Consider the following 13,029-nt stretch of genomic DNA (forward strand, 5'->3'; position numbering starts at 1 on the left):
CAAGCATTGGTTGACATAACTCTCGACCTCAACTAAAGGTTGAGGGTTCACCGGAGGGCTCAGGCCCGGTGACCCTCGATCGGACTGCATAAAGCGGCCACCGCTCCGCCCCTTTCGATCGGTGGGCGGTGACCGTCAACCTCGAAGGGAAAGGCAGCGCCGGATGACGCACCCGCACAACTACCTGGCGGTCATCAAGGTCGTCGGCATCGGTGGCGGCGGGGTCAACGCCGTCAACCGAATGATCGAGGTCGGTCTGAAGGGCGTTGAGTTCATCGCCATCAACACCGATGCGCAGGCGCTGCTGATGAGTGACGCCGACGTCAAGCTCGACGTCGGCCGCGAGCTCACCCGCGGACTGGGCGCCGGAGCCAACCCCGACGTCGGCAAGAACGCCGCCGAGGACCACCGCGACGAGATCGAAGAGGTTCTCAAGGGCGCGGACATGGTCTTCGTGACCTGCGGCGAGGGCGGTGGCACCGGCACCGGTGGCGCCCCCGTCGTGGCCAACATCGCCCGCAAGCTCGGCGCGCTGACCATCGGTGTGGTCACCCGGCCGTTCTCGTTCGAGGGCAAGCGGCGCCAGGTGCAGGCCGAGGCCGGCATCGAGGAGCTGCGCAACCAGTGCGACACGCTCATCGTGATCCCCAACGACCGGCTGCTGGCGCTCGGCGACCGCAACATCAGCATGATGGACGCGTTCCGTCAGGCCGACCAGGTGCTGCTCTCCGGTGTCCAGGGCATCACCGACCTGATCACCACGCCGGGTCTGATCAACCTCGACTTCGCCGACGTCAAGAGCGTCATGAGCGGTGCGGGCAGCGCGCTCATGGGTATCGGCAGCGCCCGGGGCGACAACCGCGCCGTCGAGGCGGCCGAGTCGGCGATCTCCAGCCCGCTGCTGGAGCAGAGCATGGACGGTGCGCGCGGGGTCCTGCTGTCCATCGCGGGCGGCTCCGACCTGGGCCTCTTCGAGATCAACGACGCCGCGCAGCTGGTCACCGACGCGGCCCACCCGGACGCCAACATCATCTTCGGCGCCGTCATCGACGACGCGCTCGGCGACGAGGTGCGGGTGACCGTGATCGCTGCGGGCTTCGACGGCGGTTCGCCCGCGTACCGCCCGGCCGACACCCGCAAGGGGCGCACGCAGCCCTCCGCCGAGGCGACCCCGGCCGCGCCCGCCGCACCGGCGCCGCCCGCCCAGCCGGCGCAGCCGCAGTCGCGGCGGGTCCTCTTCGACGACGTCGACGTCCCCGACTTCCTGAAGAACGGTGCCTGAGCGCCGGACGGAGTTGGCGACGGGGCTCGCCACGACGAGAGAACGCATAGCTACGGCGTGTCGTGACGCCGGCCGGGATCCGGCCGGCGTCACTCTCGTTGTCGTCACGAAGACGTATCCGGCGAGCGACGTGTCACTCCTTGTCGACCTGGGCGTCACCGATGTCGGGGAGAACCGGGATCAAGAGGCGTCCGAAAAGGCGTCCTCGGTCGCGGCGGACGGCCGGACCCCACATTGGCATTTCATCGGGCGGCTGCAGCGCAACAAGTGCCGGTCGGTCGTGCGATACGCGGACACCGTTCAGTCGGTCGACAGTGTGCGGCTGGTGCGGGCCCTCGCGAAGGCGGCCGTGGCGGAGGGTCGGATACCGGACGTTCTGGTGCAGGTGAGCCTGGACGGGGACACCGCACGCGGGGGCGCGGTCGACGGCGGTGACGAGGCGGAACGGGACGTCTGGGCCGTGGCGCGCGAAGTGGCCGCCGCCGATGACGCGCTGCGCCTGCGCGGTCTCATGGCGGTCGCCCCGCTCGGCTGGGAACCGGCGCGGGCCTTCGACCTCCTGGCCGGCCTGCACACCCGGTTCCGGGGCGAGTTTCCGCAGGCCACTGTCCTGTCGGCCGGCATGAGCGGCGATCTTGAGGCGGCGGTCGCGGCCGGGGCGACACACGTGCGGGTGGGCAGCGCAATCCTCGGGAATAGAACGCCACCTGCGGTAACCTGACTACGGACACCCGAATTACACCGGTGGGATTCCCTTGTCGGTCGTGGTTCGTGCCGGCCGGCGGTGTTCATGCACGAAGTGGCACGGCAACGGGGTAGTGCCGCATGGCGGACGGAGGAAGCGCTGATGGGAGCGCTGCGTAAGGCGGGCGTATGGCTCGGTCTCGTCGAGGACGACGACGACCGGGGCTACGACGACCGTTCCTACCGCGGATACGCCGACGACGACTACGACGACGGTGACGTCGACGACGCGCCGGTGCCTCCCCGTGCCCGTTCTGCGGAGCGCGCGGAGTCCCTGCGGGCGGAGTCCATCCGGGCCGAGCGCGCCGAGTCGCTGCGCGCGGAGCGGGCGGAGTCCCTGCGCGCCGAGTCTCTGCGGGCGGAGCGGGCCGAGTCGCTGCGGTCGGAGCGTTCGGACTCCCTGCGCAGCGAGCGGAGCACCGTCCGGCCGATCGCGCGTTCCGGCACGTCGACGGTGAGCTACCCGTCGCGGGACAGCCTCGCCCTGACCCCGCGCACCGCCGTGGCGGACCGGGTCGGGCCGGTCGAGGAGGACGAGCGTCGGTACCAGATCACGACGCTTCACCCCACGACCTACAACGAGGCCCGTACGATCGGTGAGCACTTCCGCGACGGCGTTCCGGTCATCATGAACCTGACCGAAATGGACGAAGCGGACGCAAAGCGTTTGGTCGATTTCGCTGCCGGGCTTGCGTTCGGTCTGCGCGGTACGATCGAGCGCGTCACCAACCGTGTGTTCCTGCTTTCGCCGGCAAATGTCCAGGTCACGGCCGAGGACAAGGCTCGGATCGCCGAGGGCGGGTTCTTCAACCAGAGCTGAGTGAGGCCCGCCCCACAGTGCTGTCGATCATGTTGCAGGTGCTCTACCTGCTGCTTTACGCCTTCTTCCTGGTCTTGATCGGGCGTTTCATCATGGGCTACGTGCTCACGTTCGGACGCCGCTGGCAGCCCGGGCGTGGAGCCGCCGCCACGATGGAGATCGTGTGGAGCGTCACTGATCCCCCCCTGAAAGCGTTGAGGCGGGTGATCCCGCCGCTCAGGCTTGGTACCGTGAGCCTCGACCTGAGCTCCCTTGTGCTGCTGGTTATCCTGTTCGTGCTGATGGACTACGTGGTAGGGCCCCTGATCGACTCGGTTCGCTAGCCGAGTCAAGTGATTGGCCACGCGGTCGCGACTGACCCGAGGAGTATCGATGCCGCTGACCCCGGCCGACGTCCACAACGTCGCGTTCAAGAAGCCCCCCATAGGGAAGAGGGGCTATGACGAAGAGGAAGTCGACGCCTTTCTCGACGAGGTGGAGCGCGAGCTCGCCCGCCTGATCGAGGAGAACAACGAGCTTCGTGCGCAGCTCGAGCGCGGCGGCGGTGGCCGTCCCGCCGGGCCCGGCGCCGACCCCCGCCTGGCTTCCGAGCTGGCGGAGATCAAGGCCCAGCTCGACCGTGTGCAGCGCGAGAAGAGCGCCGCCGAGCAGGCCGCCCGCAGCATGCAGGCCGAGCTGGAGCAGGCCCGCACCGCGGGTGGCGCCGCCGGCATGACGGCCGGTGAGGGCGAGCAGCAGGCGCTGCGGGTCCTGATGATGGCCCAGCGCACCGCCGACGACCACGTCAACGACGCGCGTCGCGAGGCCGACAAGCTCCTGTCCGACGCGCGCGCCAAGGCCGAAGAGGTCACCCGCGACGCCCGGGCCAAGGCCGACGCCCTGGAGCGGGACGCCCGTCAGCGCCACCAGGAGGCCGTCAGCGGCCTCGACGCCAAGCGCAACGCTCTGCAGAAGCACATCGAGGAGCTCAAGCAGTTCGAGCGCGAGTACCGCACCCGCCTCAAGGCCTACCTGGAGTCCCAGCTGCGCGACCTCGAGGGGCGCGGGCAGGGCCTGGAGGCCGAGCTGCAGCGGGCCGACACCAGCAACAACCGGCCGGCCGCGACCGGCGGACTCGCCGCGGCGAGCCTCGCCGGCTCCTACAGCGGTCGCGACGGCGGCCGCTAGACAGCGGGTCAGCACCATCAGCGCGCGGCGCCGGTCGGAAACGACCGGCGCTGTGCGCTTTTCTCGTTCCTGGTCGCCGACCGGTAGGCAATACGCCGTTCCGCGGGGCGGCGTCGGTCGTTTTACACGCGGCAGAGCAGTGCACGATGCGGCGGAGGGCAGGCCGTGACAGTCGCAAGTCTGGTGTTGATCGTGGTGGCCGTGGTCCTGTTGGGCTACGGCCTGCTCGACGGTTCGAACACCTACCTCGTCGGATCCATCATGGCGAGCCTGCTGGCGGCCCTGGCCCTGGTGGTCGGCTCGCGGCGCGGGGACGGACGGGCCGCGGTGGAGGCCGCCGTGGAGGCGGAGAAGGCCGAGGCGCGCAGCCGTCGTCGCCCCGCCCGTGACGAGGAACTGGTCGGCGCCGGCGCCCGTGGTTCGGGCGGTGGGCGCGGTGCGGTGCCGGCCGAGGACTACGACGACTACGACGACGAGATCCCGACCCGGGACACCGAGCTGATCGACCTCGGCCCCCGCGGCGGCGTCCCGGCGCAGTCCGACGGTCGGGCGGGACCCGTCGAGGAGCGCCCGCGCGGCGTCGACGTCGACCCGGATGACGAGTACGACGACTACGACGAGGACGACGACGTCGACGACGAGGACGACCCGGAGGACGAGCCGCCGCCGCAGCGCGTGTCGGCCGCCGACGCCGCCCGGGTGGCGCAGCTCGACACGGATGTCCTGGTCTGTGACGGCCGCCCCCGGTACCACCTCGCCGGGTGCGTGCACCTGCTCGGCCGCGACAACGAGCCGCTGCCGGTCAGCGAGGCGGTCGAGCTCGGGTTCACGCCGTGCAGCCTGTGCGAGCCGGACAGCGCGTTGCTGGCGAGGGCCCGCCGGGTCTAGCCCCTCGGGGCCGCTGACTGTCGGGTACCCGGCAGAATACGGTGTGCGCACGATCGCGGTACGGGTGAAGCCGGGTTCCTCCCGGACGCGGGTGGGCGGCCGTTACGAGGGGCCGTTCGGGGCCGCGCTGGTGGTCGCCGTCAACGCGCCGCCGGTCGACGGTCGGGCCACCGCGGCCGTGCTGCGCGCCCTCGCCGACGCCCTGGGCCTGCGGCCCGCCGCGCTGCGGCTGCGGTCCGGGGCGGCGAGCCGGGACAAGCTGGTCGAGGTCTCCGCACCGCCGGACGATCTCGACGCCCGCGTCGACCGGCTGCGTGACGGCGACGGTCGCACGTGACCGATCAGGTCAACGGCGCCCTGTTGCTCGGCGCGGTGGTGCTGCTCGTCGCCGTGGCGGCGGTGCGCCTCTCCACCCGCCTGGGCCTGCCCAGCCTCCTGGTGTACCTGGCGCTCGGGCTGCTGCTGGGGCCGCTCGGGCTCGGGTTGGCGTTCAACGACGCGGAACTGACCCGCGTGCTCGGCCTCTGCGCCCTCGTGGTGATCATCGCCGAGGGTGGGCTCACGGCGCGCTGGGCCGAACTGCGCCCCGTCGTCTGGCCGGCGGCCGTCCTGTCCACGGTCGGCGTCGGCGTGAGCGTGGCGGTGGTGGCGTTCGCGGCGCATCTGCTGCTCGGGCTCGACTGGCGGCTGGCCTGGCTGTACGGCGCCGTGCTGTCGTCCACCGACGCGGCCGCCGTCTTCGCCACCCTACGGCGGTTGCGCGTCCGGCCGCGGCTGGCGGCGCTGCTGGAGGCCGAGTCCGGCATCAACGACGCCCCCGTGGTGCTGCTGGTGATCGCCCTGTCCGTTCTCCCGGGGGAGAACACCCACGCCGCCCCGTGGTGGCAGCACCTGCTGCTCGGCGCGTACGAACTGGGCGCCGGCGCGGTGCTGGGCGTGGCCGTCGGGGCGATCGGGGCCTGGACGCTGCGCCGCGCCGCCCTGCCCGCCGCCGGCCTGTACCCGTTGGCCACGGTCGGGCTGACGGTGCTGGCGTACGCGGTCGGGCTGGCGCTGCACGCGTCCGGGTTCCTGGCGGTGTACGCGTGCGGGGTGGTGCTGGGCAACGCGCACCTGCCGCACCGGCGCGCGGTGCTCGGTTTCGCCGACGGGCTCGCCTGGCTGGCCCAGATCGGGCTGTTCGTGCTGCTGGGCCTGCTGGCCGAACCGCGGGACCTGCTGGTGGCGATCGTTCCGGGGCTGGTGATCGGCCTGGTGCTGGTGCTGCTGGCCCGTCCGCTGTCGGTGCTGGTGTCGGCGACGCCGTTCCGGTTCCCGCTGCGGGAGCAGGTGTTCCTGTCGTGGGCGGGGCTGCGCGGCGCGGTGCCGATCGTGCTCGCCACGATCCCGCTGTCGGTCGGGCTGCCCGGGGCGAAGGCGCTGTTCAACGTCGTGTTCGTGCTGGTGGTGGTCTACACGGTGGCGCAGGGCGCCTCGCTGCCGCCGGTGGCGCGCCGGCTCGGGGTGGCCGCGCCGGCCGAGCCGACGGAGCTGGACGTCGAGACCGCCCCGCTGGAACGGATGCGCGCGGACCTGCTCCAGCTGGAGATCCCCGAGGGTTCGCGGCTCGCCGGGGTGCACATCGACGAGCTGCGGCTGCCCGAGGGGGCGGCGATCATGCTGGTGACGCGGGACGGGGCCGGGTTCGTGCCGTCGGGCCAGACCCGGCTGCGCACCGGCGACAGCCTGCTGCTCGTGGCGACCGAGGGCGTTCGGGCGGCGACGGAGCAGCGGCTGCGTGCGGTCAGCCGGCGGGGGCGTCTGGCGCGCTGGTTCGCCGACTACGGGGAGGATTTGCCGCCGAGTCAGATCGTGTGATTAGCGGAGACTCCGGATGGGTACTGGGGCGCAACGTTACGACTGGGAGAACAGGCAGGTCATCGCGCTCGCCCGATTTGCGGCAACACGTGTGGCAGGTTTGTCGGCTGCCGGTACATTCCGTATTCTTGCCAACCTCTGGAGTGCTCGGTTGACCGACCGGGCGCCCGTTTTTTACATCTGGGGGACGTATGGCCGAGCGGGCGCAAGCCACGCGCAAGGCCGCCGCCGCGAAGGCGGCCCCGGCGAAGAAGGCCGTCGCTGCGAAGAAGACGACGGCCGCCAAACCCCCCGCGAAGACCGGCTCAGGCCGTTCCCCCTCAAAAAAAGCAGCGACCAGCAGCACAGACCAGGCAGGATCGACCACCGCGGGCCCCGCGGTCGAGGGAGCGACGATGGCCAAGACAGCCGAACCGAAGACCGCCGGCAAGACGGCCACGGGCAAGGATCGGGTGGCGCGCAGCGCCGCCGACACCGAGGAGATCCGCGCGGCGCTGGCCGCCCGCCTGGACGAGCTGAAGACCGAGCACGACCAGACGATGGTGGAGATCGCGGAGCTGCAGCGCGACCGGCTGACCGACTCGGCGGGCGACGACCAGGCCGACACGGGCACCAAGACGTTCGAGCGGGAGCAGGAAATCTCTCTCGCCAACAACATCGCCGAGCGGATCAGCCAGGTGGAGCGCGCGCTCGAGCGCCTCGACGAGGGCGGATACGGCTGGTGCGAGCGGTGCGGCAACGTCATCCCGGTCGAACGGCTGGCCGCATTCCCGTCGGCTACGCTCTGCGTGAGCTGCAAGCAGTTGGAGGAGCGCCGCTGACCGGCGGCAGGCGGAAGGGCGGGCGTTGACCCAGGCTTCAGGACGTCGCGCCCGGATCGTCTTCGTCGCGGTCGCGGCGCTGGTCGTGGCGATCGATCAGCTGACGAAGCACCTGTCGGTGATCACGCTGGAGGGGGAGACCCCGCTCAGGCTGCTGTGGGGCGCGGTCTATCTGACCCTGGTGCGCAACCCCGGTGCCGCGTTCAGCATGGGCACGGACTACACGTTCGTCTTCCCGCTGATCACGCTCGGCGTGGTGTGCTGGATCCTCTGGATGGCGCGCTCGCTGGCGTCGACGCCGTGGGCGGTCGGGCTAGGTCTGGTGCTCGGCGGCGCGTTGGGCAACTTCGGGGACCGGCTGTTCCGCTCGCCCGGCTTCTTCGTCGGCGAGGTCGTCGACATGATCAGCGTGTTCGACGACAACGGCGGGCGCTTCCCCGTGTTCAACGCGGCCGACTCGGCGCTCTTCTGCGGCGTCGTGCTGCTGGTGCTGATGGAGATGACCGGCCGGCGGCGGGACGGGACCCGTCTGGAGAGCACGAAGAAGAAGGACGCCGATGTCGCTCCGTGACACGCGTGCCATGCCGGTGCCGGACGGGCTCGACGGGATGCGTCTGGATCAGGCGATCTCGCGGATGTTCGGGCTGTCGCGCACCGGCGCGGCCGACCTGATCGACGCGGGGGACGTGGCCGTCGACGGCAGCCCGCGCGGCAAGTCCGACCGGCTGAAGGCCGGCTCCTGGCTGGAGGTGACGCTGCCGGCACCGGCCGCGCCGCCGCCGTCGGAGATCGTTCCGCAGGAGGTCACCGGGCTGTCGGTGATCTACGCCGACGACGACATCGCGGTCGTGGACAAGCCGGTCGGCGTGGCCGCGCATCCGAGCCCCGGCTGGACCGGACCGACCGTCATCGGCGGGGTCGCGGCCCTCGGGCACCGCGTCTCGACCAGCGGCGCCGCCGAACGGCAGGGGGTCGTGCACCGGCTCGACGTGGGGACCACCGGGCTGATGGTGGTCGCCAAGAGCGAACGGGCGTACAGCGCGCTGAAGCGGGCGTTCAAGGAGCGCGAGGTCGACAAGCGGTACCACGCCATCGTGCAGGGGCACCCGGACCCGTCGCGCGGCACGATCGACGCCCCGATCGACCGCCACCCGAGCGCCGACTGGAAGTGGGCGGTGGTCTCCGGGGGCCGGCCGAGCGTGACGCACTACGACACGATCGAGGCGTTCCCGGCGGCGAGCCTGCTCGACATCCGCCTGGAGACCGGGCGCACGCACCAGATCCGGGTGCACTTCTCCGCGCTGCGCCATCCGTGCGTCGGCGACCTGACCTACGGCGCCGACCCGACGCTCGCCGCCCGGCTGGGCCTGACCCGCCAGTGGCTGCACGCGAAGCGGCTCGGCTTCGTGCATCCCGGCACGGGCGAGTACGTCGAGTTCGAGAGCCCGTACCCGGACGATCTCGCCCGTGCGCTGGAGCTGCTCGGCGGGTGAAGGTCCGGATCGCGCTGCTGTTCCTGGTGGTCGCGGCCGTCGCGGTCGCGTTCCTGTCGCGCCCCTCGGGCTCCGCCGAGGGTCCGCCGGTGTCGACCGACGCCGTTCGCGTCGGAGTCGCGCCGATGTCGAGCATTCCGGACTATGTGGGAACGGCCGGAGCGAAGCTGGCCGCACTCCCCGCCGGGGATTCGTACGCGCTCGTCGCGTTCACGACATATGTAGCACCGGCGCGCCTCCCGGAACTTCTCGCCGGCACGGCCGCCGCGGAGGTGGTGGCGCGGGTCCCGTTGCCCGGCGAGCAGACCGAGATCCTGCGCATCCCCGCACGTCAGCTGCCCGACGACGTGACAGCCGGGATGATCCGCGTCGCGGAGCGCAAGGAGCGCGAGGTCGTCGCGTACCGCTCCCGGGAGGCGAGCGAACAAAATCTCACCGGCGCCGCCGATCGGGCCGCCGCGGAGGCCGCCGAACTGCGCGCCGGATGCGTATGTATCTACGCCGCGTTCGTGCGAGCGAGCCGGGACGCCCTGGTCACACTGGGTACACGGGAAGGCGTGCGCGTGGTCGACCCGGCACCCGAGGTGACGGATCCGGTCAGGACTGTCCTGCTCCCGCCGTTACCCGACCAGACGGACCTCGCGCGACCACCGTCGGGCCGGTAGCGTCCTCTTCGGGTGTCGGCGCGTTGAACCACCCGGGGCCGAGGCCCGGCGGGCCGGAGGTGAATACCTCTCCGACCTGGGCAGTGGCCTGAATCGCGTCCGATCCGTAGCCTGAGGGCGGACCGCTTTGATAGATGTCGGCGAAAAGGAGCTGTCCGTTGGAGCGCACCGAGACCGGCTGGGGGCGGACCGCCGAGCCTACCCCTCGTTGGCGCTCGCTGCTGGACCGAGCGCTGTTAGGGCGTGGCGGCCCCGAAGATGACGACTACGACGGTCGATTCTCGGAGGAGCGCCTCGCCGAGGCCCGCGAAGCCCGCGTGACGCCGAGCTACCCGGGTGACCCCGACCGGCGGGACCGATATGACGAATCCCCGCGCCGAGGCTACGGAGACTACGCCATTCAAGGGCGATACCCAGCGGTTCGTGAGGGTTACGACGAGTACCCACCCGCAGAAGAATACGATGAGTATCCGGCTCGAAACGGCTATCCCGCCCGCAACGGGGGATATCCGGGCCGTGAGGACTACGACGAGGAAGCCGACTATCCATCTCCGGCCGACTACCGGACGGAAAAGGAGTACCCGCGGGCGGTCGGTTACGCCCAGGGGACCGGGTTCGTGCCGCCGGCCGAGCAGGGGGTCTACGCGCCCGAGTACTCGGACGACAACTACCCGAGCGTGGGCGGCGGGGGATACCCGGGCGGCGCCGGCGCGATGGAGTGGCAGGCCGAGCCGGAGGACGACTCGGAGCAGTACGCCGAGATCCTGCGCCAGGAGCTGAGCGGCCCGCACGTGTTGGCGTTCGCCAACCCGAAGGGCGGGGTCCACAAGACGACGGCGACGGTGCTGACCTCCGCGGCGATCGGCAGCATCCGCGGCCGTGGTGTGATCGCGTGGGACGACAACGAGCTGCGCGGCACGCTCGGCCTGCGGGCCGGCAGCGCCCGGCACGCCCGCACGATCCGGCACCTGGTGCGCGACATCGCCGACGTCGAGGCCGTCAGCGACTACGAGCTGATGACCCGGCTGGACGACTACCTGCGGCACGCCTCCGACGGCACCTACGACGTGCTGGCCGGTGAGGAAAACCCGCGGTTCGCCCAGCGCCTCGACCCGCACACGGTCAAGCGGGTGCTGGAGCTGCTCCGGCGCACGCACGACGTGATCTGCGTCGACACGGGCAACAACGTGGAGAGCCCCAACTGGCAGACCGTGCTCCAGGCGGCCGACCAGCTGGTGGTGACGACGGTGCCGCGCGAGGACGCCGCGTTCACGGCCGACTGGATGCTGGACCTGTTGGACGAGGCCGGCATGGACGACATGGTGGCCAACGCCGTCACGTTGCTCTCCTGCCCGTCGCCCAACCCGACCCCGCTGATCGACGACCTGGCGGCGCACTTCGCGGCGCGCACCCGGGCCGTCGTGGTGGTCCCGTACGACCCGGCGCTGGAGAGCGGTTCGCAGATCGAGTACTCCGACCTGCAGCCGGCGACGCGGCGGGCGTGGCTGCGGGCGGCCGCGGCGATGATGGACCCGTACCACCGCTCCTCGACGTGGTGAGGCACCCCCTGTCAGTTCTGGCAGGGGGTTGGGCTGTGGTGGGGTCGTTCTGACAGGATCATCCGGATGAGTGCCGCAGCCCCGGGGGAGCCCGAGCCCTCCACCGAGAAGGTCCGGCTGGAGAAGTCCCCGACGCCTCCGGCTGTGCTCGCCCCGCCGATGCACCCCGTGCCGCCGCCGCCCGGCGTCGCCGCCGCGTCGTATCCGGATCCGGCCGTGCTGCCCCGGCCGCGGCGCACCCGTCGGGAGTGGACCGTCGAAGGGCTGACCGCACTCGCCGTCGCCGTGGTCATCGGTCTGGCCGGTTTTCCGCTCGCCTGGTTCTGGTCGCTGGTCAGTCCCAAGGTCGAGCTGGAGATGACGGACGGCGGCGTCGCCTACGTCGAGCCCAACCCGGAGGGGTACGTCGCGGCGGAGGGGACGTACCTGTTCATCACGATGGCGTTCGGGCTGATCTCGGCGCTCGTGGTGTACCTGGCGATCCGGCGCCATCGCGGGCCGCTGATGATGCTTGGCCTGACCGTCGGTTCGGTCGCGGGGGCGATCGCCATGGCGTGGCTGGGCTACAAGATCGGTCAGTCGGAGTATCAGGACCTGTTGAAGAACGCGCCGGTCGGGAAGACGTTCGAGCGACCCGTGGAGGTGCGCTCGGAGGTCGTCGGCATTAGGTCGTACGTCGTCGGCGGGTGGACGATCAAGCTCGCCGTGGCGCAGGGCGCGGTGCTGTGGCAGGCCGTCGTCGCCGTGATGGCGTACACGCTGCTGGCCGGGTTCTCGCCGAGTCCGCACCTGCGGCCGTGGAAAGAGGAGCGGGCGCTCTGGGACGCGCAGTACGGCTCCGTGGATCCCGCCTTCGCGGCGCCCCCGCCGTCGACCGACGGGCAGATCAGTTCGGGCTGGCCGGAGACGCCAGGTCACTCAGCGGCGCCGGCACCGCCCGCAGCCGGCTGAGCAGCGCCACCTCGCGGCGCAGCAGCGAGCGTTCGGCCCTGAGCCGGGCGGCGGTGGTGTCGATGGCCAGCAGCCGCTGGCGGTCCTCCAGGGTGAGCGCCGCGCTGGCGGCCACCAGGTAGGAGAGCACGTCGGGCCGGTCCGGCATCTGCTCGCCGACCTCCAACGTCTCCCGGCGCATCAGCCCGAGGTAGCGCTGGAACAGGTCGAGCACCGTGGCGGAGAGCCCGTCGACGGCGGCGCTGTCGCCCGTCTCCTCGTCGAGGAACGTGACGTCGGCGACCATGTACGGCCTCTCCCCGGCGTCGGTGCCGTCCAGCCGGAACCGCCGCCGGCCCACCGTCACCAGGTCGAAGCGCCCGTCGGGATGCTCGGTGACCTGCCGGATCTCGGCGGTGCAGCCGACCTCGTGCAGCGTCAACGAACCGCCGGCCGTCAGCCCGCCGGGGCCGCTGCCCTCGACCTCCCAGCCGCGCTGGATGGCGACGACGCCGAACTCGCGCGGGTCGTCGGCCGGCAGCTCCTGCAGATGGCGGACCAGCTCCCGGTAGCGCGGCTCGAACACGTGCAGCGGCAGCACGAGCCCGGGAAACAGCACGGTCCCCAACGGGAAGATCGGGAGCCGCTCGGTCACGTTCCCGAGCCTAGTACCTACCGGGGTGGTGCGCGGCGCGCGACGGGCCGCCCGCCCGGCCCCCGAACAGTGGTGAGAGCGGTCACAGATGCCCGGGAGGCTCCCACCGGCTGGGCGTAGCGGACCGTAGCCAGGTGGGCCGCATAGA

General features: G+C 71.4%; 15 protein-coding genes. 14 read left to right on the plus strand and 1 reads right to left on the minus strand.

What is annotated here, in order from left to right; genetic code table 11:
• The first annotated feature begins 163 nt into the window (after window positions 1-163).
• The 14 genes from ftsZ to Val02_RS33990 all read left to right on the plus strand — a co-directional run bounded on the left by ftsZ (window position 164) and on the right by Val02_RS33990 (window position 12,247).
• Entirely contained in the window at window positions 164-1,282 is a 1,119-nt protein-coding gene (ftsZ, locus tag Val02_RS33925; RefSeq protein ID WP_203903355.1) for a cell division protein FtsZ, read from the plus strand.
• Complete coding sequence (locus tag Val02_RS33930) at window positions 1,275-2,003, plus strand: YggS family pyridoxal phosphate-dependent enzyme (protein ID WP_203903356.1); 729 nt, start codon at window positions 1,275-1,277, stop codon at window positions 2,001-2,003. Before ftsZ ends, Val02_RS33930 begins: the two co-directional genes overlap by 8 nt.
• A 126-nt stretch (window positions 2,004-2,129) precedes the next feature.
• On the plus strand, window positions 2,130-2,846 hold the full coding sequence (locus Val02_RS33935) for a cell division protein SepF (protein ID WP_203903357.1): 717 nt from the start codon (window positions 2,130-2,132) through the stop codon (window positions 2,844-2,846).
• Between the two features lie 17 nt (window positions 2,847-2,863).
• Window positions 2,864-3,169, plus strand: coding sequence for a YggT family protein (locus tag Val02_RS33940; RefSeq protein WP_203903358.1), 306 nt, complete (start codon window positions 2,864-2,866; stop codon window positions 3,167-3,169).
• A gap of 49 nt (window positions 3,170-3,218) precedes the next feature.
• The gene (locus Val02_RS33945) at window positions 3,219-4,013 is read left to right on the plus strand and encodes a DivIVA domain-containing protein (protein WP_203903359.1); all 795 of its coding nucleotides are present in this window, start codon (window positions 3,219-3,221) and stop codon (window positions 4,011-4,013) included.
• Window positions 4,014-4,178: 165 nt separating this feature from the next.
• A complete protein-coding gene (locus Val02_RS33950; protein WP_203903360.1) occupies window positions 4,179-4,901 on the plus strand; it encodes a hypothetical protein in 723 nt (240 codons plus the stop codon).
• Between the two features lie 43 nt (window positions 4,902-4,944).
• Window positions 4,945-5,238 (plus strand): DUF167 domain-containing protein, encoded by a 294-nt coding sequence (locus Val02_RS33955; protein WP_239153542.1) that lies wholly within the window; start codon window positions 4,945-4,947, stop codon window positions 5,236-5,238.
• Window positions 5,235-6,758, plus strand: coding sequence for a potassium/proton antiporter (locus Val02_RS33960; RefSeq protein ID WP_203903361.1), 1,524 nt, complete (start codon window positions 5,235-5,237; stop codon window positions 6,756-6,758). The genes Val02_RS33955 and Val02_RS33960 overlap by 4 nt, the downstream gene beginning before the upstream one ends.
• Before the next feature lie 395 nt (window positions 6,759-7,153).
• Window positions 7,154-7,579: a TraR/DksA family transcriptional regulator gene (locus Val02_RS33965; RefSeq protein ID WP_203903388.1), complete on the plus strand. Its 426-nt coding sequence runs from the start codon at window positions 7,154-7,156 to the stop codon at window positions 7,577-7,579.
• 25 nt (window positions 7,580-7,604) lie between these two features.
• Window positions 7,605-8,150 (plus strand): signal peptidase II, encoded by a 546-nt coding sequence (gene lspA / locus Val02_RS33970; protein ID WP_203903362.1) that lies wholly within the window; start codon window positions 7,605-7,607, stop codon window positions 8,148-8,150.
• Complete coding sequence (locus Val02_RS33975; RefSeq protein WP_203903363.1) at window positions 8,137-9,072, plus strand: RluA family pseudouridine synthase; 936 nt, start codon at window positions 8,137-8,139, stop codon at window positions 9,070-9,072. The genes lspA and Val02_RS33975 overlap by 14 nt, the downstream gene beginning before the upstream one ends.
• Complete coding sequence (locus Val02_RS33980) at window positions 9,069-9,737, plus strand: hypothetical protein (RefSeq protein ID WP_203903364.1); 669 nt, start codon at window positions 9,069-9,071, stop codon at window positions 9,735-9,737. The genes Val02_RS33975 and Val02_RS33980 overlap by 4 nt, the downstream gene beginning before the upstream one ends.
• Before the next feature lie 134 nt (window positions 9,738-9,871).
• Window positions 9,872-11,296, plus strand: coding sequence for a MinD/ParA family ATP-binding protein (locus Val02_RS33985; protein ID WP_203903365.1), 1,425 nt, complete (start codon window positions 9,872-9,874; stop codon window positions 11,294-11,296).
• A gap of 66 nt (window positions 11,297-11,362) precedes the next feature.
• Window positions 11,363-12,247: a DUF2567 domain-containing protein gene (locus tag Val02_RS33990; RefSeq protein ID WP_203903366.1), complete on the plus strand. Its 885-nt coding sequence runs from the start codon at window positions 11,363-11,365 to the stop codon at window positions 12,245-12,247.
• Here the strand turns inward: Val02_RS33990 and Val02_RS33995 are convergent.
• Complete coding sequence (locus tag Val02_RS33995) at window positions 12,183-12,881, minus strand: LON peptidase substrate-binding domain-containing protein (RefSeq protein WP_203903367.1); 699 nt, start codon at window positions 12,879-12,881, stop codon at window positions 12,183-12,185. The genes Val02_RS33990 and Val02_RS33995 overlap by 65 nt on opposite strands.
• Window positions 12,882-13,029: the final 148 nt, after the last annotated feature.

It is taken from the genome of Virgisporangium aliadipatigenens (genome assembly GCF_016863615.1).
GTDB classification, from domain to species: Bacteria; Actinomycetota; Actinomycetes; order Mycobacteriales; family Micromonosporaceae; genus Virgisporangium; species Virgisporangium aliadipatigenens.